Origin of the sequence: Aliirhizobium wenxiniae (assembly GCF_014201355.1) — a bacterium.
Classification (GTDB): domain Bacteria; phylum Pseudomonadota; class Alphaproteobacteria; order Rhizobiales; family Rhizobiaceae; genus Neorhizobium; species Neorhizobium wenxiniae.
The window spans coordinates 461,505-483,965 of record NZ_JACHEG010000003.1; the positions used below are offsets into that span (position 1 = coordinate 461,505).

19 protein-coding genes are annotated in these 22,461 nt (G+C 59.1%); 12 read left to right on the forward strand and 7 right to left on the reverse strand.

Translation table 11 applies throughout. The features are described 5' to 3' along the window. Window positions 1-71 precede the first annotated feature (71 nt). The 5 genes from HNQ72_RS17540 to HNQ72_RS17560 all read right to left on the reverse strand — a co-directional run bounded on the left by HNQ72_RS17540 (window position 72) and on the right by HNQ72_RS17560 (window position 5,146). Window positions 72-857: an ABC transporter permease gene (locus HNQ72_RS17540; RefSeq protein ID WP_183993671.1), complete on the reverse strand. Its 786-nt coding sequence runs from the start codon at window positions 855-857 to the stop codon at window positions 72-74. Continuing rightward, window positions 857-2,038 carry an ABC transporter permease gene (locus HNQ72_RS17545; protein WP_183993673.1) on the reverse strand — a complete coding sequence of 394 codons (1,182 nt, stop codon included), beginning with the start codon at window positions 2,036-2,038 and terminating at the stop codon, window positions 857-859. Before HNQ72_RS17545 ends, HNQ72_RS17540 begins: the two co-directional genes overlap by 1 nt. After that, window positions 2,035-3,120 carry an ABC transporter ATP-binding protein gene (locus HNQ72_RS17550; RefSeq protein WP_183993675.1) on the reverse strand — a complete coding sequence of 362 codons (1,086 nt, stop codon included), beginning with the start codon at window positions 3,118-3,120 and terminating at the stop codon, window positions 2,035-2,037. Before HNQ72_RS17550 ends, HNQ72_RS17545 begins: the two co-directional genes overlap by 4 nt. Window positions 3,121-3,257: 137 nt before the next feature. Continuing rightward, a complete protein-coding gene (locus tag HNQ72_RS17555) occupies window positions 3,258-4,277 on the reverse strand; it encodes an ABC transporter substrate-binding protein (RefSeq protein WP_244654530.1) in 1,020 nt (339 codons plus the stop codon). Window positions 4,278-4,426: 149 nt separating this feature from the next. After that, the gene (locus HNQ72_RS17560) at window positions 4,427-5,146 is read right to left on the reverse strand and encodes an SDR family NAD(P)-dependent oxidoreductase (RefSeq protein ID WP_183993745.1); all 720 of its coding nucleotides are present in this window, start codon (window positions 5,144-5,146) and stop codon (window positions 4,427-4,429) included. A 968-nt stretch (window positions 5,147-6,114) separates the two neighbouring features. Here HNQ72_RS17560 and HNQ72_RS17565 point away from each other — a divergent pair. Continuing rightward, window positions 6,115-6,945: an alpha/beta hydrolase gene (locus HNQ72_RS17565; protein ID WP_244654531.1), complete on the forward strand. Its 831-nt coding sequence runs from the start codon at window positions 6,115-6,117 to the stop codon at window positions 6,943-6,945. Between the two features lie 93 nt (window positions 6,946-7,038). On the opposite strand, the gene HNQ72_RS17570 is transcribed toward HNQ72_RS17565, so the two are convergent. Then, window positions 7,039-9,216: a TonB-dependent siderophore receptor gene (locus tag HNQ72_RS17570; RefSeq protein WP_183993681.1), complete on the reverse strand. Its 2,178-nt coding sequence runs from the start codon at window positions 9,214-9,216 to the stop codon at window positions 7,039-7,041. 176 nt (window positions 9,217-9,392) lie between these two features. Here HNQ72_RS17570 and HNQ72_RS31105 point away from each other — a divergent pair, with 176 nt between their 5' ends. The 4 genes from HNQ72_RS31105 to HNQ72_RS17590 all read left to right on the forward strand — a co-directional run bounded on the left by HNQ72_RS31105 (window position 9,393) and on the right by HNQ72_RS17590 (window position 13,619). Beyond that, complete coding sequence (locus tag HNQ72_RS31105) at window positions 9,393-10,418, forward strand: AraC family transcriptional regulator (protein WP_183993683.1); 1,026 nt, start codon at window positions 9,393-9,395, stop codon at window positions 10,416-10,418. A 145-nt stretch (window positions 10,419-10,563) separates the two neighbouring features. Next, entirely contained in the window at window positions 10,564-11,514 is a 951-nt protein-coding gene (gene fepB, locus HNQ72_RS17580; protein WP_183993685.1) for a Fe2+-enterobactin ABC transporter substrate-binding protein, read from the forward strand. Between the two features lie 3 nt (window positions 11,515-11,517). Then, window positions 11,518-12,558 (forward strand): FecCD family ABC transporter permease, encoded by a 1,041-nt coding sequence (locus HNQ72_RS17585; RefSeq protein ID WP_244654527.1) that lies wholly within the window; start codon window positions 11,518-11,520, stop codon window positions 12,556-12,558. Continuing rightward, a complete protein-coding gene (locus tag HNQ72_RS17590) occupies window positions 12,555-13,619 on the forward strand; it encodes a FecCD family ABC transporter permease (protein WP_183993687.1) in 1,065 nt (354 codons plus the stop codon). Before HNQ72_RS17585 ends, HNQ72_RS17590 begins: the two co-directional genes overlap by 4 nt. An 8-nt stretch (window positions 13,620-13,627) precedes the next feature. On the opposite strand, the gene HNQ72_RS17595 is transcribed toward HNQ72_RS17590, so the two are convergent. After that, window positions 13,628-14,461 (reverse strand): ABC transporter ATP-binding protein, encoded by an 834-nt coding sequence (locus tag HNQ72_RS17595; RefSeq protein WP_183993689.1) that lies wholly within the window; start codon window positions 14,459-14,461, stop codon window positions 13,628-13,630. Window positions 14,462-15,000: 539 nt separating this feature from the next. On the opposite strand from HNQ72_RS17595, the gene HNQ72_RS17600 reads away from it, so the two are divergent. From HNQ72_RS17600 to HNQ72_RS17630, 7 genes are all read left to right on the forward strand, one after another. Further along, complete coding sequence (locus HNQ72_RS17600) at window positions 15,001-16,470, forward strand: GGDEF domain-containing protein (RefSeq protein WP_244654528.1); 1,470 nt, start codon at window positions 15,001-15,003, stop codon at window positions 16,468-16,470. Between the two features lie 737 nt (window positions 16,471-17,207). Continuing rightward, the gene (locus HNQ72_RS17605) at window positions 17,208-18,536 is read left to right on the forward strand and encodes a CitMHS family transporter (RefSeq protein ID WP_183993693.1); all 1,329 of its coding nucleotides are present in this window, start codon (window positions 17,208-17,210) and stop codon (window positions 18,534-18,536) included. 37 nt (window positions 18,537-18,573) lie between these two features. Beyond that, complete coding sequence (locus HNQ72_RS17610; RefSeq protein ID WP_183993695.1) at window positions 18,574-19,911, forward strand: acyclic terpene utilization AtuA family protein; 1,338 nt, start codon at window positions 18,574-18,576, stop codon at window positions 19,909-19,911. Between the two features lie 4 nt (window positions 19,912-19,915). Then, window positions 19,916-20,227 carry an AtuA-related protein gene (locus HNQ72_RS17615; RefSeq protein ID WP_139678196.1) on the forward strand — a complete coding sequence of 104 codons (312 nt, stop codon included), beginning with the start codon at window positions 19,916-19,918 and terminating at the stop codon, window positions 20,225-20,227. Window positions 20,228-20,293: 66 nt separating this feature from the next. Continuing rightward, on the forward strand, window positions 20,294-20,953 hold the full coding sequence (locus HNQ72_RS17620) for a CoA transferase subunit A (protein WP_183993697.1): 660 nt from the start codon (window positions 20,294-20,296) through the stop codon (window positions 20,951-20,953). Further along, window positions 20,950-21,606 (forward strand): 3-oxoacid CoA-transferase subunit B, encoded by a 657-nt coding sequence (locus HNQ72_RS17625; protein WP_183993699.1) that lies wholly within the window; start codon window positions 20,950-20,952, stop codon window positions 21,604-21,606. Before HNQ72_RS17620 ends, HNQ72_RS17625 begins: the two co-directional genes overlap by 4 nt. 169 nt (window positions 21,607-21,775) lie before the next feature. Continuing rightward, the coding region (locus HNQ72_RS17630; protein WP_281400783.1) for a thiolase family protein at window positions 21,776-22,461 on the forward strand (686 nt) is incomplete at its 3' end.

A 22,461-nucleotide genomic window follows, 5' to 3' on the forward strand; every position in this document is an offset into this window, starting at 1 on the left:
AGCGACGCCCCGCGGGTGCCGAAGACCCGCGCCGACACGCAGCAGTAGACTTGCGGAAGCGTATTGCGGCGCTAGATCGTAGCGACCTCCTTCTTGCGCCGGACGATCAATACCACCGCGGCAAGCAGCAGGGTGCCGAAGATGAACAGGAAGGCCGCAGCCGCGATCGCCGGGCTGATATTGTCGCGGATGGTGGAAAACATTTGGCGCGCCAGCGTCCTCTGGTTCGGCCCGGCGACGAACAGCGTCAGCACCACCTCGTCCAGCGACGTCGCAAATGCCAGAACCGCGCCGGTGAGGATACCGGGCATGGCAAGCGGCAGGGTCACCTTGGAGAATACCCTTTGCGGCGCAGCGCCAAGGCTTGCCGCGGCAAGCTCCACCCGCCTGTCGATGCCTGCCAGGGACCCGGAAACACTGACGATGACGAAAGGCACTGCCACGACCGTATGCGCGATGATGACGGCAAGATGCGTATTGGCAAGCCCGATCCGCGCCAGAAGGATCTGCATGCCGATACCGAGCACCACCGCCGGCACCACCATCGGCAGCATGAACAGCGTGCGGATCAGTCCGCCGATCATCGGCAAGCGCCGCCGCAGACCGAGTGCCGCCAGCACGCCGAGAACAGTCGCCAGCGCCGTAGTTCCAAAACCGATGATCAGGCTGTTGACGATCGCCCTTTGCCAGACAGGCAGGGTGAATAGTTCAACAAACCAGCGAAACGAGAATGACGGTATCGGATAGACGAGAAGCAGGCTCGAGGTGAAGGCAAGCGGCATCATGACCAGAAGCGGTACGATCAGGAATGCCGCCATCAGCGCTCCAAAGAGCCATTGCAGTGTTTTGGCCGGCATCAGGCGCTCCTTTCCCGCTGTGTGGCAAGCCGTTCATAGACGGCATAGAGGATGATGGTGACGACAAGCAGCACGATGCCGAGCGCACTCGCCATACCCCAGTTTCCGGAATTCTGGGCATGGAAGGCGATGAAGGAACTGATCATCTGATCGCCGGCCCCGCCGATCAGCGCTGGCGTGATGTAATATCCGATCGCCGACATGAAGACGAGCAGCGAGCCGGCGGCAATTCCGCCGAAGCTCAGCGGCAGCAGCACCCGAACGAAGGCTCTGAGCGGATGCGCCCCGAGCGACGCCGCCGCCGGCATCAGATTTTTCGGAATGGTCAGGAGCACGCTATAGATCGGCAGAACCATCATCGGCAAAGAGACATGCGTCATCGCGATGATCACCCCGGTGCGGTTGAAGATCAGCGCCAGCGGATCGGCAATGATGTTCAGATCCATCAAGGCCGAATTGATCAGGCCCTGTTCCTGCAGCAGGATGAACCATGCGGCGGTGCGCACCAGAAGCGAGGTCCAGAGCGGCAACAGTACCGCGGCGAGCAGCGCTTGTTTTTTCCAGCCGGTCGCAACCGTGATCAGCAGCGCATAGGGATAACCGAGCAGGACGCAGAAGATCGTGACCGTTGCGGAAATCCAGAATGTCCGCCCGAAGATCGCCACGTTGATCGTCTGCTTGGGCGGTTGCGAGATGATTTCACCGGCATCGTTTCGCATGAGGTCGACGGCGGCGAGAAGATAGCGATCGGTCGTTGGCGAAAGGGCGTCGGTAATCGCCTTCCAGTATTGCGGTTGGCTCCATTTCCTGTCGAGCGCCACAAGGTCGATCGGCCCCTCCGGCTTGTCCTGCACCGCCTTGAGCGTCTTGCTCATCAGCGTTCGGAAACCTGACTGGGCGCTGTTCAACCTGCGCACCATGTCGCCGACAGCCTGTTCGTCGGTCGCGGCGCGCAGATCGGTCACGAATGCCGCTTGCAGGCCTTCAGCAGGTGCGCTTTGCCCGTCCCAGGATGAGGCGACTTTGGCGGTTTCGGGCAGAAGCCGGGCGACTGCATTGTCTGAAACCGATTGGGTCAGCACGGAGCCAAGCGGCCAGATGAAAAACAGGCAGATGAACAGGAAAAGCGGCGCGACCAAAAGGAGCGGCCCGCTTTTCTGCAGAAAGCTCTTGCCGCTCATGACGCAATTACCTTGCAATCCTCGGGGCTGAAAAATGCCGTGACCTGAGCACCACGCTGCGGCTCCGCTGACCTGCGGTCGAGGCGCACGATATATGACGCGTCCCCGGCGCCGGTGAGCTGCACGCGCAGATGGTCACCTTGATAAACGCAGTCCGTCACTGTCGCGGAAATGGTATTGCCCGGCAGGCTCGCATCGGTGCCGGACACCTGCGTCAGCGAAAGGCGTTCCGGTCGAAGCGACACCGACACCGCCTGCCCTGCCGCGAGACCATCCGTGCCGGCAACGCGCACGATATTGCCACCATTCATGCGAATGGTAACCGATGTCGCCTCAACCACCTCTACCGTTCCGGCGATCAGGTTCGTCTCGCCGATGAATTCTGCGACGAAACGCGTCGCCGGTTCGTCATAGACCTGTCGCGGCGTGCCGATCTGCTCGATCTTGCCCTTGTTGAACACGGCAATCCGATCGGACATCGTCAACGCCTCACCCTGATCATGGGTAACGAACACGATGGTCAGCCCGAGCCGCTGATGCAGCGCACGGATATCAAGCTGCATCTGCTCACGCAGGTTCTTGTCCAGCGCTCCGAGCGGCTCGTCCATCAGCACCACGCGCGGCTCGAAAACGAGCGCACGGGCGAGCGCCACGCGCTGCTGCTGGCCGCCGGAAAGCTGTGACGGCTTGCGTTCCGACAATGCGCCGAGCTGTACCATGTCGAGTGCAGTCTTTACTCGGCCTGCGATTTCAGCCTTGGAAATCCCGCGCATCTGCAAGGGGAAGGCGACATTGGCGCCGACGCTCATATGCGGAAAAAGCGCGTAGTTCTGGAAAACCACGCCCATGTCGCGCTTGTGCGACGGTACGTCGTTGACCCTGTAGCCGTCGACGAGGATCTGGCCTTCGGTTGCCGTCTCGAAGCCGGCCAGCATCATCAGAAGCGTGGTCTTGCCCGATCCCGATGGGCCGAGAAGGCTGACGAATTCGCCCTTCTCGATATCCAGCCGCAACTTGTCGACAACGCATTGCTGTCCATAATATTTGCTAACTCCATCGAAGCGTATGCGGAATTCGGCCACGCCATTCCCCTTTTCAGTCGCTGGATACGGCTGTCCGATCGGTCGCACTTGCATGACTGACCGTATCCATCCGTTATGTCGGCTAGAGAGGAAGGCTGCGTGTCTGCAGCCTTCCGATCGTCGGGAAAATGGCCTGATTATTGCGCCAGCCAGGCGTTGAAGCGCGCCGTCAGCGCTTCGGAATTGTCGATCCAGAAATCGACATTGAGCGGGATCGCCTGTTTCAGGTTATCCGGATAGGTTGGCAGGTTGGCGTCGATCTCCGGCGGGATGGTCGCTGCAGCCTTCTTGTTCGGCATGCCGTAGTCCACCTTCAGCGGCAGTTTCGCCTGGTTTTCAGCCTGGCTCGCGAATGCGATGAAATCCAGCGCCGCATCCTTGTTTTCGGCGCCCTTGAGGATTACCCAGCTGTCGATCGCATACATGCTTTCCGGCCAGACCAGCTTGAAGTTCTTGCCTTCCGCCTTGTTGATACCGGTAACGCGGCCGTTATAGACCGCAGCGATAGAAACTTCGCCGGACGCGAGATACTGCACTGGCTGCGCACCGGCTTCCCACCAGACGATGTTTGGCTTCAATTCGTCGAGCTTCTTGAAGGCGCGGTCGACACCTTCATCGGTCGAGAGCACGTCATAAAGTTCCGCCGGCTTCACGCCATCGGCCAGAAGCGCGAATTCGAGATTGTACTTGGCGCCCTTGCGCAGCGAGCGCTTGCCCGGAAACTTCGTCGTATCCCAGAAATCGACCCAGTTCTTCGGGCCGTCATTGAGCTTGTCGCCGTCATATCCCATTGCCAGCGACCAGTAGTAGACGCCCGCACCGCACTCGTTGACGGCTTCCGGCAGGAACTCGTCCTTCACGCCGATCTTGTCCCAGTCGAGCTTTTCGTAGAGACCATCGGCGCAGCCGAGCGCCAGTTCTTCAGCCTCGACCTGCACCACGTCCCAGTTCGGAGAGCCGGCCTTCATCTTGGCCTGCAGAACGCCGTAACCGCCATCCCAGCTTTCTTCCAGGAACGGCTTGCCGGACTTTTGCGAGAAAGGCTTGAAATAGACGTCGCTTTGCGCCGCCTGCGCCACGCCGCCCCAGCCGACAATCGTCAGGTCACGTGCATTTGCCTGCCCCGCAACAAGCGCCGTGGAGGCCAGCGCGAACATGCCGAAGGCTGCAGTCTTGAAAAGATTTTTCATTTCGTTCCCCTGATTGGGCCCGGACTGTTATCCTGGGCCTTGGACGTTGATACGGATCCTTTCGTTTCCTCCAGCAGGGTGCGCAGTTGGCCTGCGTCTATCCTTAGATGACAGTGTCAGACATGTTGTCCGCCATTGATGTGGATTTCCGCACCGTTGATGTAGGACGACTGTTCGGTGCAGAGAAAATAGATGGTCTTGGCGACTTCGGCGGTCGTTCCGAGGCGGCCCAGTGGCACCTCGGCCTTGACCAGCTCGTCGGTGCCGGGAGACAGGATCGAGGTGGCGATCTCGCCCGGTGCAATCGCATTGGCGCGAATGCCGCGTGGACCGAATTCATGCGCCAGCTCGCGGGTCAAGGCGGCAAGACCAGCCTTCGACGCGGCATAGGCGACACCGGCAAACGGGTGCACGCGCGATCCGGCAATCGAGGTAACGTTGACGATCGATCCCTTGGCCGCTTCGAGTTCGGGCAATAGCGCCCGCGCCAGAAGCGCCGTCGAGATGAGGTTAACATTCATGACCTTCATCCAGGTTTCGGCATCCGTTTCCGCGACACCGAGGCGGCTGCCACCCGGTCCCTTGGGTGAAATCCCAGCATTGTTTACCAGCGCAGCAAGCTTCCCGTCAGGCAGCCGTTCGCGCACGGTCGCGGCAAGCGCATCGATGCTGGAAAGGTCTGCGAGATCGGCCTGAATGTGGCTTTCGCGGGCAGACGGCCAGCGGCACTCCTCGGAAAAGGGCTGGCGCGAAACCGTCAGGATCCGCCAGCCGTGCTCCATGAACAGCTTGACCGTCGCATGACCGATGCCGCGGCTGGCGCCCGTCAGAAGCATGTAGGGGGTGGTCGTCAATCAAAAACTCCCTGGGCCCTGCATCGGACCCGATACCCGATATATCGGTATGTTAGCAACGGATTGTTCGTTTGCAAGCGGTTTTCACACCTTTGAACGACGCGAGACAATCTTTAATGGCGATCCGCCCCTTTCGGAATAGTGAGGCATGAGACGGCCATTGAGCGGGACGTCGATTATGAGGATTGGGCCGCAGAACATCGCGACAAAAATTGCGTGTGCCGTCTGGCTCACTCATCACCCGACGATGCGAAGGGTGGAAACATCGATCACGAAGGCAAATTAGACGAAGCCCATAGCCTGTTCGGTGCCGGAGCCTTAATGAGGGTTTACACGGTCCAATGGAACAGGGGCCGTCGTCCGTGCGAATGTCGCGCGATGGGCTTGCGCGTATGATATCTTGCAAGCAAACCAACCTCATGAGCCTGGCGATGATAGAGAGGCAACATCGAAGCCTTCACACTTTGATTGCCCAGCTATTGCGAGCGCTACAGACACGGAAGTTCAGCTTCGTGATCAAGCACCATACGGAACGACGATCATCTCGCGGATAACGTCAACAATTTCGCAGCTAGTCTTAACCGAGTGAATTGTCATCCAATAACCCACAGAATATCTGCCCTGATGATTTTTGTTTGCGATCAAGTTGGGCCAGAAGCCTAGGATTGCCGCCAACAGGATCTACGAAGCCCCAAGCCTTTAGGCGCATTGTATCGGGGACAATACGCGCGCTGACGAGAGTAAACACATACATAGGGGCGTCGATTTCGGACCCATGCCCGATTCGTTGCAAATTTTTGCCGAAGCGACGCGCTTCAATGCGATAGAGAGGTACCATAAACTACTGATCTCTGATAGATTTTCCTCAGGCTCTCGTCGAGCCAAGCTGTGTTCTGCCAAGCGGCTCAGCATAACGCCATCGGACGAAAATGACCTCTATTACGCAAGGCATGAGCGAATGGCAGCCGGTTAACCTGCCTGGAGCACAAACATTCGAAATCCACTCTCAACGCACGGGTGAAATCTATCGAATCCTGGTCCGCGCGCCCTTGGGGCCACCCCCACAGGCAGGCTATCCGGCTTTGTGGATGCTGGACGGGGACGCGAGCTTTCCGCTTGTCTTTAGCAAGCCTGCAGGCGGGCTGTTTCCATCGGCATCGGCAGATCGCGCAGCCGGCCTCACCGTTGCAATCGGATTTCCCGGCGGCACACCATTCGATGCACCCGCACGATCGAGAAACTACACGCCTCAGCCGGATCATGAGACGGGCGACATCGTCTCCAGCGTCTTCGGCGGCGCGAAGGATTTCCTGTATTTCCTCGTTGAAGAACTGCGCCCCGCGCTTGCCGCGCTCTACCCGCTGGACCCGACCCGCAACACCCTGTTCGGCTTCTCCTATGGCGGGCTCTTTACCGTCCACACGCTGTTGCACTGTCCCGGCCATTTCCAGCGATATTGGGCAGCAAGCCCGTCGCTCTGGTTCAGCGATGCGCTGATGATGCGCCGCATGCGTGAGGATGCCGCAACGAGAGCGGCCGAACGGCTTGTGATCACCGTCGGCAAGGACGAGCAATACGCAACCCATGTCCTGCCGGTCGGGCGGCAGGACCACCTTTCTCGCCGGGCCATGGTCGACAATATCTCCGAAGCCGCGGTCCTGATCGCGCGCGCCAATCCAGCCATGAAGGTCGATCTGATTGTCGCGGCCGATCACGACCATTTCGACATGCTGTTGCATGGTGTCCGGCGCGCGCAGGCAATGGCCTTCAGCGAGGCATAGTTTTCCACCTCAAACGTGGATTCTAAAACGAAAACGACAACGACCCGGAACATTCGCTCCGGGCCGCTTCATTGGTTTTAGCCGATAGCTTAATCAGAAAGTCGCGTTGAGCTTGAAGACGACGTTGCGCGGCTCGCCGTAGAAGTTGAACACCGAAGTGCCGCCAACACGCTCGTAATATTTCTTGTCGAACACGTTGTTGACCGACAGGCTCGCCGTCAGGTTTTCATTGAACTTGTAGCCCGCCTGCAGATCGACCACGCCGTAACCGGGGGCTTCGATTGTGGTAGCTCCCCCTGCTGCCGTACGTGAGATGTTCTTAAACGATGAGAACAATTTCACGCCACCTCCGACGAAAATGCCATCGGTCCAGGTGCCTGATCCATCGAACGTGTACTTGGTAAAGAGCTGAATCATATGCTCCGGGGTATAAAATTCGGAGCCTGCAGCACGCGTCGTGTTCTTGAACTGGGTATCTGTATAGGTGTAGCCGGCCATCGCTTCCCAGTTAGGCAAGATTTCGCCGTTGATCTCGAACTCAATGCCGCGCATATGCGCTTCACCGCCAGCAAGATAGTCACCCACGCTGCTCGGGTTGGAGACGGCTCTGTTCTTGTCTGTCAAATCGAACCATGCAAGCGAGGCGTTGAGATCGTCGGTCACTTCCGCCTTGAGGCCAAGCTCATACTGCTCGCCGGTGCGCGGATCGAGAATTTTGCCCGACGCATCCCTGACCGACTGCGGCTGGAAGATTTCCGTGTAGCTGGCATAGGCAGACAACCGGTCTGTCAGATCGTAAATGACGCCGGCATAAGGCGTGAACTCACCGTTGACCTTAACCTCACTGGTTCCGGACTGGGCATCGTACCAGCTAAAGCGACCACCGCCGATCAGCGTCAGCTTGTCGATCGGCTTGATGCGCCACTGGCCATAGATACCATATTGATCGGTCTCCGTTTCGGCAGGGCTACCGAAATTGACGGTCGGCTTTGCGACGTTGGAATTCCAATCGTAGATATTCTGCGCCCCTGCGATCAAGCCGGTTGCCGTCCGCAGGCTGTCATCCGAACCACGATAGTCGGCGCCAGCGATTATATTGTTTTCAATGCCAAAAAATTCGAAGGGCTTGCTGATGTGGGCATCTAGCGAAAACGAATCCTGCTGATAGTCGCGCGCCAGCCAGCGCGTTCCGCCAGTAATGCCTCCAGCAGTCGCGGATACATTGCCGGTTGGCGATGCGGCACTTGCCGCGTAAGCATAAAGGAAATTGACGTCCACCTTCGAATAGAGCGCCGAAATTTTCGCATGGCCGCCGTCATCGAAACGGTGTTCGAGTTCGGCGATATACTGCGTGACATTGTTCTCGAAATTGTTCCAGTCCGCACCGGTATAGGTCGAACGCGGTACGTCGAGCAGCGTCCCGTCCGAAAGGGTCGGCAGGCCGTTGAATGGCGTGATGTCGCGGCGAGTGTGGTTGATGCTCAGCGTTGCCGTCGTGTTGTCCGTGATGTCGGCCTGTATCGTGCCGTAGATGACGCCGACCTTGTTGTCGACGGTATCGATAAAGCTGTCCTTGGTCGAAAGCGCGCCGACTAAGCGACCGCGCACACGGCCTGACTTGGTCAGCGGTCCGGTCACGTCGCCTTCGATCCGCTTGCCATCCCACGAACTCATAATCGTGTTGATGCTCCCCTTGTATTCGTCGGAAGCCTGCTTGAGGCGCATGTTGACGGCACCGGCCGGCTCGCCTGCCCCGCCGAAAAGACCGGAAGGTCCACGCAGGATTTCGATATGGTCAACGACAACCATGTCCGGTTGTGTGCCATAGATGGAGGAAACCGGCGTCGAAAGGCCGTTCATGTAGAGTGTGTCATATTCGAAGCCGCGCGAATAAAGGCTGGAGCGACCATCGTCGTTGGTCAGAACCACGACGCCCGGCGTCTTGCGCATGACGGTATCGAGCGAAGAGAAATTGCCGTCGTCCAGACGTTCGCGCGTCATGACCGTGGTCGACTGCGGCACTTCGCGCAGTGTGCGCGTGTCCTTGTCGCCGACGCTGATTTCCTTCGTCGTATAGCTGTTCGTGCCTTCGGTCTCGTAGGTCGCGCCTTCGAGCACGATCGGTGCCAGTTCGGTGCTGCTGTCCTGATTGTCGGTGCCGTCCTGCGCCTGTGCCATAGTAGCAAGGCCTGTCAGCACGGTCGTCGCGAGCAGTATCCGCGTCAGCCGCCCGATTGCCTGCCGCTGGACGATTGTCTTATTTCCGTTCATTCCCATACCCCTGGGCAACCAGTTCATTCCGCACGATTGTCGCGCCCCACACGGCAAACAGTGCCGGACATCCCCCGTCGCGGCTATTCTTGAGTGCATATTTCATGTATTCCTATACGTGGTCTTGCAAACCTCCGCTTTCGTTAATCACGCATAAACTTATGCAGGAGACCTGTGTGAACAGCGCCGTCGATCCCCTTCCGCCCGTGCATGCCAATCCCAACCCGGTCCTGACCCGGCGCGAGCTGCGCAAGAACGGCGTGCGTGTGCTCGATGGTGGTGATCAAGGCGACGCAGTTGTCGCATGCGGCCTTGTGGGGCAGGTGCGGATGGATGGCATCCACGTCAATTTCGGCCGTCGCATGCAGGTCGACGATCTCGAGATGGAAGTGTCGCTCGACGCCCAGGTCTGCATCAAGATCTTCCTGGAAGGTTACGTCGAGGCCTCGCTGAACGGCGTGCCGATGCCCATGCCGCAACGCACGGCGCAGGGACGTTGGCAATCATCGGCAATTATCGTTTCCCACGAAAACGGCGCGCGCCTTCGGCGGCGGGCACGCAAGGGCCAGTATCTCGACAAGATGGTCATCGGCATGTCCCGCGAATGGCTGCAGCGCTTTTCCGAGACAAGCGAGGCCCCCGACAAGTTCCAGGCGCTTATGGGCGGAGATCCCGGTTTCTGGCAATGGCAGCCCAATCGCAAGGTGGAGTTCCTCGCCCGGCAGATGTTCGATATCGCCGCCCGCAAGCCGCCATTTTCGGCCGTACTTCTGGAAAGCCATACGCTTGCCATCGTCTATGAAGCACTGACGGCAGCCTTCGGCTCCAATCCCGACGCGGTCATGCCGCCGACAAACCTGACGGCAGCCGAACAGCAGCGCATTTATGCGCTTGTACAGTATATCGATCGTCATTCGGCCCAGGAACTCGCCGTCACCGAAATGGCGAACGAACTCGGCGCCAGCCAGGCGACGCTGCAGCGGTTGGTGCGCAAGGCGCATCATTGCTCACTCAACGAGTTCATCCGCAACCGTTGGCTGACCGAGGCGCGCCAGGCGCTTCTGTTCAGCAATCGCAGCATTTCCGATATCGCCTACGAGGCCGGTTACGTCCATCTGTCAAACTTCACAACCGCCTTTCGCAAGCATTTCGGCTATCCGCCTTCGTCGCTACGGCGTCAGACGGGCACCGCCGAGGGCTGAACGAAGCAGCCTGAACAATCCTGCGCGATGCGCTCATGTTTTGGTAGCGAGCGCCGGTCTGCGATGCTAATGCTGCCGCCCGCACGGGCTGCGAGCGGACGGTACGGCCCCTGCCCTTCCCACGCCGTCAGCGGAGAATGCAGCCATGAGAATTGCGATCATCAGCCGATTCGCGGCGCGAATCGCCATAGCGGCGATTGCTTCGCTGTTACTCTGGTCGCAGGCCTCCGCCGCCGAGACGTGGCCGCGCAGCTTCACCAATGTGGATGGCAGCCAGACCGAAATACCGGCCAAGCCAAAACGCATTCTCTCGACCTCGGTGACGCTGACCGGCACGCTTCTGGCGATCAGGGCTCCGGTTGTTGCGAGCGGCTCGGCCGCCAACGGCCAGTTCTTCGCCCAGTGGGAAAAGGTGGCCAAAGAGCAAAAGATCGAAAATGCCTGGCCGGCCGGCAAGGTCGATCTGGAAGCGGTCTATGTCACCGAACCCGATCTCATCGTCGTGACGGCAAGCGGCGCAGGCTCGACGAAGGACCAGCTTGCCGCCTTCCAGCAGATCGCGCCGACCATTCTCGTCGATGACGGCGCCCTTTCCTGGCAGGAACTTGCAACCGAACTGGGCGCAGCGACAGGGCTGGAAGAAGAGGCAGCAGCATCGATCACTGATTTCGACGCCTATGTTGCGGCGGCGAAAGCCAGAATCAAAATCCCGGCGGGCAAGGCCAATATCATCAGCTTTAACGGAGCCGGCCAGAGCAACCCGATCGGGCGACCGGGCGGTCCGCATGCAGCCCTTCTCGCAGCGCTCGGCTTCGACATAGAGGCCCCGGATCAGGCATGGCACACGCAGGCGGCAAGCCGCGACGATTTCGTCTGGGCCGATTACGAGCGTCTGGTGGACCTCAAGGCCGAAACAACCTTTCTCCTGCGGGTAGACGATAGCAAGGCAGCTGCGTTCCGCAACGATCCCGTGCTCGCCAACCTGCCCTCGGTAAAGAACGGCCAGGTCTTCGGGCTTGGTATTCATTCCTTCCGCATCGACTATTACAGCGGCAAGGAAATCGTCGACGGTATCGTCTCAAAGTTCGGAAACTGAGGCTTGAGCAACGGACCAGCAAGCACGGCGCCGCCACCCCGCACGCGTGACAACCGCCTGACGGTCGGGCTCTGTGCGCTCTTCGTGTTGCTGTTTATCGCGGTCATGTTCGGCATTGTCGCTGGCGCCCGGCCCATCCCGCTTGCCACAACCTGGAGCGCGATCACCCATTTCGATCCAGCCGACAGCGATCATCTTCTGGTTCAGTTCCTGCGTATTCCCCGTACGCTACTCGCCGTCGTGGTCGGCGCAGCGCTCGGGGCAGCCGGCACGATCATGCAGGCGCTGACCCGCAATCCCTTGTCCGATCCGGGCATTCTCGGCATCAATGCCGGGGCGGCGATGGCCGTCACGGGCGCGATTGTCGTGTTGGGCATAACCGATGTGGCGGCCTATATGGCCTTCGGCATAGCGGGAGCCGCCTTTGCCGGAGCTGCAGTTTATCTGCTTGGTAATCTCGGGCAAAATGGCGATCCGGTGCGTGTCGTCTTGGCAGGCGCAGCGCTTTCCGTCGTTCTTCTGTCACTGACGCAGATCGTTCTGGTCAACAGCGACGAACAGGTCTTCGATCAGTTTCGCAACTGGTCGGTCGGCTCGCTACAGGGACGCGGCTATGCGGTTCTCGTGCCTGCATTCGCTCTTTCATCGGTCGGAATTCTGATCGCTCTTCCTCTGACCAAGGCATTGGACACGGCAGCCCTTGGGGCAGACCTCGCCAAGGCGCTCGGCGGCAATCCATTGCATATCTGGAGCCTTTCGGCGCTTGTGGTGATCATTCTTTCGGGCGCCGCGACAGCTGCTGCAGGTCCGATCGGCTTCATCGGCCTCACCGCACCGCATATCGCCCGGCTGATAACCGGGCCCGGCCATCGCTGGCTGCTGCCCTATGCCATGGCCATCGCCGCCCTCCTGACGGTCACAGCCGATGCCCTCGGCCGGGTCATCGCACCGCCAGGGGAAGTCGGCGTCGGCATCATGGTGGCGCTGATGGGCGGCCCCTTCTTCATCGCGCTCGTTCGCCGCCACCGGATATCGAAACTATGAGCCGCGCATCCACCCAGAGTTCCACCAGCACCGCGCGTCGGCTCGTCTGGCGCAGCCGGCGCATCTCCTTTGCCATTACCGTACGACCGATCGCGATCACGCTCTGCCTGACGGTTATCACATTTCTCGCTGCACTTTTTGCCATCACGCTTGGGCGCGTCTCGGTTCCCCTTATGGACGTCGTGGCAACGCTTCTTGGACATGGCGACGGCGGCATGCGGCAACAGGTGATCATGAACCTGCGCCTGCCGCGCCTGCTGGTCGCGATCTTTGCCGGCGCATCCCTCGGTGTCTCAGGGGCGGTTTTTCAGTCCGTGTCGCGCAACGCGCTCGGCTCGCCGGATGTGATCGGATTTACCACCGGTGCCGCGACAGGCGCGCTGTTGCAGATCGTCATCTTCGGCGGCGGCCCGCTCGCCGTGGCGCTGTCGGCCATGCTCGGCGGACTGGTGACGGCTACCTTCGTTTATCTCCTTTCATTCAGGCAGGGGGTAACCGGCGGTTATCGTCTCGTTCTGATCGGCATTGGTGCCGGTGCGACGCTCAATGCGCTCAATGGCCTGATGCTGGTGAAGGGCGACCTCGACAATGCAATCGCCGCCAATCTCTGGCTTGCCGGCTCGCTCGATGCCCGCAACTGGGATCACGCATCGACCGTCATGGGCGGCGCGCTTCTGCTCATTCCGCTGGTCGGCTTTGCCGCGACACGGCTGCGGATGATCGAGATGGGCGACGACCTGGCCCGCCAACTGGGCGTGAATGTCGAGCGGACGCGGTTCGCCATGGTCGCCTGCGCCGTTCTTCTCGCGGGTGTCGCCACCGGCGCGGCTGGACCGATCGCCTTTCTGGCGCTGGCGGCTCCGCAGCTTGCGGCACGCTTGACCGCATCGCGCGGAATGCCGGTTTTCAGCGCCGCAGCCATGGGGGCTTTCCTGCTGGTCATCGCCGATCTTGTGACCCAGTACATCGCCGCAGATATTGTCCTGCCCATCGGGCGGACGACCGGTCTTGTCGGCGGCCTCTATCTTCTGTGGCTGCTCACACGATCAAAACAGCGCTGACCGCAAGGTCACTGCGAAGATGCCATTTCATCGAGCGGCACAACCATCGGATCGCCGGTCACCGGATCGTCGATAACGATCGCGGCAAGCCCGAACACCGCCTTCACAAGCTCTGCGGTCATGACACTGCGCGGATTTCCTTCCGCGACAATGCTTCCGTCACGCATGGCGACAATGTGATCCGCATAACGGCAGGCCTGGTTGAGATCGTGCAAGACCGCAACGACCGTGTTGCCCTGACGACGGTTCAGATCGCGCAGCAGGTTGAGAAGCTCGATCTGGTGGGCAATGTCCAGAAAGGTCGTCGGCTCGTCGAGCAGCAGAAGCGGCGTTTCCTGTGCAAGCACCATGGCGATCCACACACGCTGGCGCTGCCCGCCGGAAAGCTCGTCGACGGCTCGTTCGGCAAGCTCTTCCACCCGTGCCGTGCGCATCGCCCATGAGACCGCATCCTCGTCCACCTGGCTCCATCGCTGCAGGAAAGACTGGTGCGGATACCGACCGCGCGCCACGAGATCGGCAACGGTGATCCCGTCAGGCGCCACCGAACTCTGCGGCAGAAGACCGAGCGTGCGGGCAACATCGCGGGCCGGGATACGTTCGATCTGCTTGCCGTCGAGAACGACATGACCGGCATTCGGCCGGATGATCCGTGCCAGCGCTCTCAAAAGCGTGGACTTGCCGCAGGCATTGGGACCGACGATGACGGTGAAAAGACCGTCCGGAACCTTGAAGCGCAGATCGCGCGAAATGGTCCGCTCGCCGTAAACCAACGTGACATCTCGGGCTTCAAGCCTGCTATCCGAGCCATTGAGGGTGGTTTTGGAAACGGACTCGTTCATAAGACTTCCATCCTTCAGTCGGTCGCTTTTGGCTGAATGGCGGAAGCATCGTCAACCAATATCTCTCTGATCGTTGCATCCGGCATGTTCACGGAGGCCTGCCATGGCCGGTGGCCGCTACATCTTGATCTGAAACTAGAAACGGTCAGCCGCATGCGATAGTGTATGGCGTCGAACATGAACACCGACTAGTTGGCTTCTGCAAATGTGGCACACGGTCAGCCGGCCACGAAAATCTCGCACATGCGGGCGGCAACATACGCAAGAACACACCTAACTGGTGTAACTTCATTGCAATGTTTGGCGTATAGCGTCGAGACATGCTGAGGGACAGAGTTCAAAAGTTATTCTTTATAGCAATGTTAGGCTTGGCGGCGCTGGTCTCTCTGGTTGCCAATCCTTTGCGTGCGGAAGAACCTTCAAAAATTAGTAGCTCCTGCTGGACCTCAAGCGGGTTATCGAGCGACATAGTCAAACTTGCAGGATCGCTTGAGCATTGGATTTGCGGGGATCAGACCTATTCGCTCGAGGGCGAAAGGGTGCTTCTACGCTTCGATATCGGCCCCGACGACACGCTTCCCCGCTATCTGTTCTCCAGGAGAAGCGCACTTCAGGCCGTTCATCTGTTGGCGATCGACCGGGATGGCGCGATACGCCAGAGTTCATTTTCCTCAGGAGACCTGTCGAACTCCCTTCGTGGCGGGTATTTCAAATCATCGTTGCCTGAAGTCACGCGCAACACGCAATACGTCATAGCTGCATTTGATCTGCCAAGCCATCGGATGACGCTGGAGCGTGCGTATCTGTCACAATCCGACCTCCCGTTAAGTGGAAGTCTTCTACGATCATTTCTGCTTCTTGCCATCCTTGCCGGCATGCTTTCCATGCCGCTCATTTTCAACGCTGCTTTCTACCGGATCCTGAACGAGCCTTTCGTACTGTGGCATTCCACGCTGACAATCTCGCTTCTGCTGACGATACTGGTTTCGTCTGGACTTGCAGCGGTTCTCTTCGACCTTCCGGCGATGACACTAAGCTGGATGACGACGATCATTTTCGGTTTTACCGTAGCATCCGGGGCTATGTTTACCCATAGCTTTATCGAACCGGAACGCCTGCATCCCGCCCTTCGACAAGCGTTGCTTTACTGCGCCGTCTGGGCAATGTTTTTGAGCATCTCTCACGCTGTATTCCCTTTCGTAGCACGCCCTATCCAGTCGACGCTCTATACGGCGGCTTTTGCGCCGATTCTCGTCATCTTCGTACTGTCAGTTGCCGACGCGTTGAGGCGAGGCAGCCGTGCCGCCAAATTCCAGGCGCTTGGCTACATGCCCGTGATCTTGGCCGGATCGGTGCGTTTGGTTACCGGCATCACTCCTTGGCTGGAGAGCAATGATGCCATGCTGCTCTTCTATATGGGGTGCGCATGTGAGGTTTTATTCACCACCTTGGGGGTTGCCGATCGCTTCATGGCGATCAGGCGCCAGAGAGACAGCGCACGCTTCGAGGCGGATGTCTTCGAGCGCCTGTCGGAATCCGATGCGCTGACGGGACTGCTCAACCGAAGGGCAATAGAACAGAATTTCGAAATGTATCGTGCCGAGGGATATCGCGCGCTTGCCGTACTTGATCTCGACCACTTCAAGAAAATCAACGACGTTTACGGTCATGGGATCGGCGACGAGGTTCTGAAAGCAGTGGCTGAGACCCTGCAGGCGGACCCTCAGGTTCGCGCATTTCGTCTGGGCGGCGAGGAGTTCGTACTTCTCGTGCGCGGCGAAGACGCCCAGCTACGGGCGGAACGCCGGCGCCAGGCAATTACTGCCGCAGTCGCAGCTGCGCTGCCGGAACTTGGGCAAGCTGTCACCGCCAGCATGGGCATGACAAACTCGCGACCAGATGAAGATGCGGGTTTCGCCGAGCTTTACAAGCAGGCAGACAGGTTACTTTACGACGCCAAACTCGCTGGCCGAAATCGAACAAAACTCACTTTGGTGCAAGGCGCCTAGACCTGCCGCGATCACTTGAACCACTCGCTCGGCAAATCAGACATTCGAATATGCTATTATTTTTTGCTCTCTGCCTGATGTCGAGAGGGCAGGCGTAAGGCCTTCAGTTCATCGGCATGGATTAGGCTTCGTTCCTTGAAACCCGAGTTCGGCTCGCTTGATGCGCGGCAGCAGCACCCACTGTGCCGGGCAAAGAGCTTTGTCAGAATTCGGAAGCGCGAACGGATATGCAACAGGACTTAAGCCCACGTGATGCAGTCCGTTGAGAGGCGATCCACCATATACAAACGCCGGAAAGCCGATCGAAGGCTTCTCCACCCCCGAGACAATTCAGGCCAAAATTAGCCGAAACCACTCCCAAGGCGACTTTGCACACCCGGAAATATGCGACAAAACGTCAACATTTTGATCGACACTCGCTTGGAGCCATCTCAATGACAAAGGCAACCGATTGATAATATAACGTTTTCTGGAAAACCTTCTTGTTATTATGTTTGATAATTACAGTGATCCGATAAATTCAATTCTTTAAACGTCACATCTCTGCCACAAAGTTTTCAGGCGCTTCCTTAGAAGTGAAAAGCAAATTCAGATCAGATTATTGAGGCAATATCGTCAGATATCGCATTCGGTCAGTTGTGCCTATCAACAACAAAGGAAGCCCCTCCGAGGAAATACAATTCAAATTCAAAAGTAAACGCCTTTCTAATTTTAGCGTTACTTGGGAGAGAGCAGATATGCTAGCTATTCTTGGATTGGTGACAATCCTTGTGTTGTTGATAGTGATATTGACAAACAAGTTGTCGCCACTGGTTGCCCTCATCGTGATCCCGATCATCGCATCGCTGATTGGTGGATTCGGTGCAGAAACCGCGACATTCATCGTCAGCGGTGTCAAAAACATCGCGCCGACGGCAGCCATGTTCGTCTTTGCCATCGTCTTCTTCGGCGTCCTGACCGACGCCGGCATGATGGACCCGATCATCGACCGCATTCTGAAAGCCGTCGGGCTGAAGCCGACCCGTATTGTCGTCGGTTCCGCACTGCTCGCACTGATCATCCATCTCGATGGTTCCGGCGCGGTTACCTTCCTCATCACCATTCCGGCCATGCTGCCTCTTTATGACCGTCTGGGCATGCAGCGTCGCATTCTGGCGCTCGTCGTCGCTCTGGCAGCCGGTGTCAACTTCCTGCCCTGGACCGGCCCGGTTCTACGCGCCTCTGCGGCCTTGAACGTTCCGGTATCGTCGATCTTCACCCCGCTCTTCGTCGTGCAGATTGTCGGCCTGGTCTTCGTCTTCGCCACAGCCTGGTACATGGGTAAGCGGGAAGAACGTCGCCTCGGCCTTGGTGCAGGTGCCACGATTGCCGCAGCAGGCGAAGGTTCGGAAGGCGCCTACAAGCGTGAACTGACCGACGCAGAAAAGGAAATCCGCCGGCCTCACCTGTTCTGGGTCAATATCCTGCTGGCGCTTGCGATCCTCGGCACGATGATCTCGGGTTATGTCGATGCCGCACCGATGTTCATGATCGGTACCGTGCTTGCCCTGATGATCAACTATCCGAAGGTCAAGGACCAGAAGGCGCGTGTCGATGCCCATGCCAAGGCCGCGCTGATGATGGCTTCCATCCTCTTCGCCGCTGGCGCCTTCACCGGCATCATGGGCGGAACGGGCATGATCAAGGCCATGGCTGCAGCCGGCGCAACTTACGTCCCGGCAGACCATGCACAGGCCATTCCTTTCATCACCGGTATCCTGTCGATGCCGCTCAGCCTGCTGTTCGACCCCGACTCCTACTACTTCGGTGTCATGCCGGTTCTGGCAAATGTCTATCACAGCTTCGGCGGTGACCCGATCCACGTCGCTCAGGCCTCCATTCTCGGCCAGATGACCACCGGCTTCCCCGTCAGCCCGCTGACGCCTGCCACCTTCCTGATCATGGGCCTTACCGGCGTCAGCCTCGGCGAACACCAGAAACTGGCAATCCCATTCCTCTTCGCTGCCACGGTCCTGATGACCATTACCGCAGTGATCCTGGGTGTCATCCCATCCCCGTTCGGATGAGCCGCGCCCACCTGATTTGAAATAAGGAGTTATAATAATGCGTACTATTCGCATCGGATCCGGAGCCGGATATTCCGGCGATCGCATCGAGCCGGCGGTGGAACTCGCCGAAAAAGGCAACATCAACTACCTCGTTTTCGAATGCCTGGCAGAGCGCACCATCGCGATCGCCCAGAACGCCAAGCTGAACGACCCGACCAAGGGTTATGACCCGCTGCTCGTCGAACGTTTCGAAGCCGTCCTGCCGATCTGCAAAAAGAACGGCATCAAGATCATCACCAACATGGGTGCGGCAAATCCGCAGGCCGGCGCCGCCAAGGTTCGCGAGATTGCCACTCGCCTGGGTCTCGGCAAGCTCAAGATTGCGGCCATCTCCGGCGACGATGTCGTTGAAGCCCTGAAGGTCAGCGACACCAAGATCCTTGAAACCGGTGCCCCGGCTTCCAGCATGGCGGACGTGCTGGTATCGGCCAACGCCTATGTGGGTGCTGCTCCCATGGTCGAGGCACTTGCCAACGGCGCCGACGTCATCATCACCGGCCGCGTTGCCGATCCGTCCATGTTCCTGGCTCCGCAGATCCATGAATTCGGCTGGTCGCAGGACGACTGGGATAAGATCGGCAAGGGTACGGCCGTTGGCCACCTGCTGGAATGCGGTGGCCAGGTCACCGGCGGTTATTACGCCGAGCCCGGTAAGAAAGACGTTGCCGACCTCGCCCGCCTCGGCTTCCCGATCGCGGAAGTTTCCGAAGACGGCGCAATCGTCATCACCAAGGTCGAAGGTTCGGGTGGCAAGGTTACCGAGCACACCTGCAAGGAACAGATCCTTTATGAGGTTCATGATCCGAAGACCTACCTGACACCGGATGTGACTGCCGACTTCTCGCAGATCACCTTCACCGAGATCGCGCCCAATCGCATCAAGGTCGGTGGCGTAACAGGCCGTGCTCGCACGGACACCTTCAAGGTTTCAGTAGGCTATAACGACGGCTACATGGGCGAAGGCCAGATTTCCTATGCCGGTCCCGGTGCGCTGGCCCGTGCCCAGTTGGCCCTCGATATCGTCAGAGAAAGACTGAAGATCACCGGCGTCAAGGCAAACGAGCTGCGTTTCGACCTTATCGGCGTCAACTCGATCCACGCCGACGTTCTGGCACCTGCTCCCGAACCGACCGAAGTTCGTGTTCGTGTCACCGGCCGTTGCGACAGCATGAAGGAAGCCGTGCGCATCGGCAATGAAGTTGAGACGCTCTACACCAACGGTCCTGCCAGCGGTGGCGGTGCCACGAAATCGGCCAAGCAGGTGGTTGCGATGCTTTCCGCGCTTTTCCCGCGCGACAAGGTAGTTCCCGTCATCGAATATCTGGAGGCTTAACACCATGAAACTCTTCGACATCGCCCATTCCCGCACCGGCGACAAGGGCAACATCTCCAACATCTCCGTCATTGTCTATGACCAGAAGGATTACGAACGCGTCCGCGAATACGTTACGCCCGAACGGGTCAAGGCGCATTTCAAAGGCATCGTCAACGGCGAGGTCGTTCGTTACGAAATCCCGACGCTCGGCGCGCTCAACTTCGTCATGCAGGATGCTCTCGGCGGCGGCGTCACACGCTCGCTTGCCCTTGATGCACACGGCAAATGCCTGGCCTCCGCGCTTCTCGCGATGGATATCCCGGCCAAGAACTAAGGCGTGAAAGGTGCGGGCAGCCTGAATTTTGCGGGCTGCCCCACCTCCCCCGAAGAGGAAAGATCCATGTCAAAAGTAAGTAGCGTCGCAGCTGCAGTCGAGCAGATCCCGGATGGCGCGGTATTGATGATCGGCGGTTTCATGGGCGCGGGCACCCCGCCGCTGCTGATCGACGAACTGGTCCGTCAGGGCAAAAAGAACCTGACCGTGATCGCCAATGATACCGCCCGCCCCGGTATCGGCATCGGCAAGCTCATTGATGCCGGTCTGGTGAAGAAGGTGATTGCCAGCCATATCGGCACCAACCCGCAAACCCAGAAGCTGATGATCGCGGGCGAACTCGAGGTCGATCTCGTTCCGCAGGGGACGCTGGCCGAACGGGTCCGTGCCGGCGGTTCCGGACTTGGCGGCGTGTTGACGCCGACGGGTGTCGGCACAACGGCAGGCGAGGGCAAGAAAACCGTCGAACTGAACGGCACGACCTATCTCGTGGAAGAGGCCATCAAGGCCGATATCGCGCTAATCTCCGCCCGTAGCGCCGATTATTCCGGAAACCTGCGTTACTCGCTGACCTCGCGTAACTTCAACCCGTTGATGGCACTTGCCGCCGAACTGGTGATTGCCGAACCGAACGAGATCCTGCCCGTCGGCTGCATCGAACCCGATGCCGTTGTTACCCCGCACGTGCTTGTCGACGTGATCGTCGCGAAGGGAGCCGAGAAATGAACGAGAAAGAAATCATCGCCCGGCGCGTCGCGCTGGAACTGAAGCGCGGCGATCTGGTCAATCTCGGGATCGGCCTGCCGACCATGGTTGCGAACTATCTACCTTCTGATGCCGGCATCTCCTTCCAGTCGGAAAACGGCATTATCGGCATGAGCGCCCTGCCCGATCCGGGACTTGCCGGCACCGACTTGACCGATGCCGGCGGTTCGCCGATCGGTGCCTTGCCGGGAGCCTGTGCCTTCGACAGCGCCATGTCCTTCGCACTGATCCGAGGCGGCCATCTCGATGTCACCGTGCTGGGCGGATTGCAGGTGGACGAAGAAGGCCAGCTCGCCAACTGGATGGTACCCGGCAAGATGGTGCCGGGTATGGGCGGCGCAATGGATCTTGTTTCAGGTGCCAAGCGCGTCATCGTCGCCATGACCCACACCGCCAAGGGCGCTCCAAAGATCATTAGGAAGTGCACCCTGCCTCTCACCTCCGTTCGCCGTGTCGATCTGGTCGTCACGGAAATGGCCGTGATCCAGCCGACCGAAGAAGGGCTTGTGCTTCTCGAAACTGCTCCGGGCGTGACAGTCGATCAGGTTGTCGCTGCGTCGGAAGCCAAACTGTTAATGCCGAAGGTTCCAGGCGTGATGGGCATCGCAGCCTGAACTATCGGTTTGCGGGAGGGGCGTATCCTCCTCCGTCGTCCCTCCCGCTTTATTCCGGCTCTCATCGAGCCACCGTAATCGAGGCGTGGATCTCCTGCGCCATCTTCTCTCTTTCGCCGCAGATGAAGGCCGGAAGGTCACGAACTCATGCGGCAGGATTGGAAAAACCATGAGCAATATCGTAATTGTTTCTGCCGCCCGCACGGCAATCGGCAAGTTCATGGGTGGGCTTTCCACCCTTCCCGCAAGCGCGCTTGGCTCGATCGTCATCCGCGAAGCTCTCGAACGGGCCAAGCTTGAAGCCTCCGCCGTTTCCGATGTCGTGCTCGGCCATGTGCTGAGCGCCGGCCAGGGCCAGAACACCGCCCGTCAGGCAGCCGTTGCCGCCGGCATTCCGATGAGTGCCACGGCACTCACCATCAACCAGGTCTGCGGTTCGGGTCTGCGTGCGGTTGCCCTCGGCGCCCAGTCGATCCTTGCCGGCGATGCCGATGTGGTGGTGGCCGGCGGCCAGGAGAACATGAGCCTTGCCCCGCATGCCGCTGTCCTGCGCACAGGCGTCAAGATGGGCTCGGCCGAGTTCGTCGACACGATGATCAAGGACGGCTTGTGGGATGCCTTCAACGACTACCACATGGGCATCACCGCCGAAAACGTCGCTGAGAAATATGCACTGACCCGCGCTGAACAGGACGCTTTCGCACTGGCCTCGCAGACCAAGGCTGCCGCCGCAATTGCGGACGGTCGGTTCAAGGCCGAAATCGTGCCGGTGACGATCAAGACCCGCAAGGGCGATATCATAGTCGATATCGACGAGAACCCGCGCGCCACGACGCTCGACGTTCTGGCCGGACT

Bases quoted from the DNA above. Each gene is read 5' to 3' on its own strand.
- HNQ72_RS17605 (WP_183993693.1), top strand. From the start codon at position 17,208: ATGCTAGCTATTCTTGGATTGGTGACAATCCTTGTGTTGTTGATAGTG.
- HNQ72_RS17595 (WP_183993689.1), bottom strand. From the start codon at position 14,461: ATGAACGAGTCCGTTTCCAAAACCACCCTCAATGGCTCGGATAGCAGG.
- HNQ72_RS17555 (WP_244654530.1), bottom strand. From the start codon at position 4,277: ATGTTCGCGCTGGCCTCCACGGCGCTTGTTGCGGGGCAGGCAAATGCA.
- HNQ72_RS17565 (WP_244654531.1), top strand. From the start codon at position 6,115: ATGAGCGAATGGCAGCCGGTTAACCTGCCTGGAGCACAAACATTCGAA.
- HNQ72_RS17610 (WP_183993695.1), top strand. From the start codon at position 18,574: ATGCGTACTATTCGCATCGGATCCGGAGCCGGATATTCCGGCGATCGC.
- HNQ72_RS17560 (WP_183993745.1), bottom strand. From the start codon at position 5,146: ATGCTTCTGACGGGCGCCAGCCGCGGCATCGGTCATGCGACGGTCAAG.
- HNQ72_RS17540 (WP_183993671.1), bottom strand. From the start codon at position 857: ATGCCGGCCAAAACACTGCAATGGCTCTTTGGAGCGCTGATGGCGGCA.
- HNQ72_RS17545 (WP_183993673.1), bottom strand. From the start codon at position 2,038: ATGAGCGGCAAGAGCTTTCTGCAGAAAAGCGGGCCGCTCCTTTTGGTC.
- HNQ72_RS17615 (WP_139678196.1), top strand. From the start codon at position 19,916: ATGAAACTCTTCGACATCGCCCATTCCCGCACCGGCGACAAGGGCAAC.
- HNQ72_RS17570 (WP_183993681.1), bottom strand. From the start codon at position 9,216: ATGAACGGAAATAAGACAATCGTCCAGCGGCAGGCAATCGGGCGGCTG.
- fepB (WP_183993685.1), top strand. From the start codon at position 10,564: ATGAGAATTGCGATCATCAGCCGATTCGCGGCGCGAATCGCCATAGCG.
- HNQ72_RS17625 (WP_183993699.1), top strand. From the start codon at position 20,950: ATGAACGAGAAAGAAATCATCGCCCGGCGCGTCGCGCTGGAACTGAAG.
- HNQ72_RS17620 (WP_183993697.1), top strand. From the start codon at position 20,294: ATGTCAAAAGTAAGTAGCGTCGCAGCTGCAGTCGAGCAGATCCCGGAT.
- HNQ72_RS17590 (WP_183993687.1), top strand. From the start codon at position 12,555: ATGAGCCGCGCATCCACCCAGAGTTCCACCAGCACCGCGCGTCGGCTC.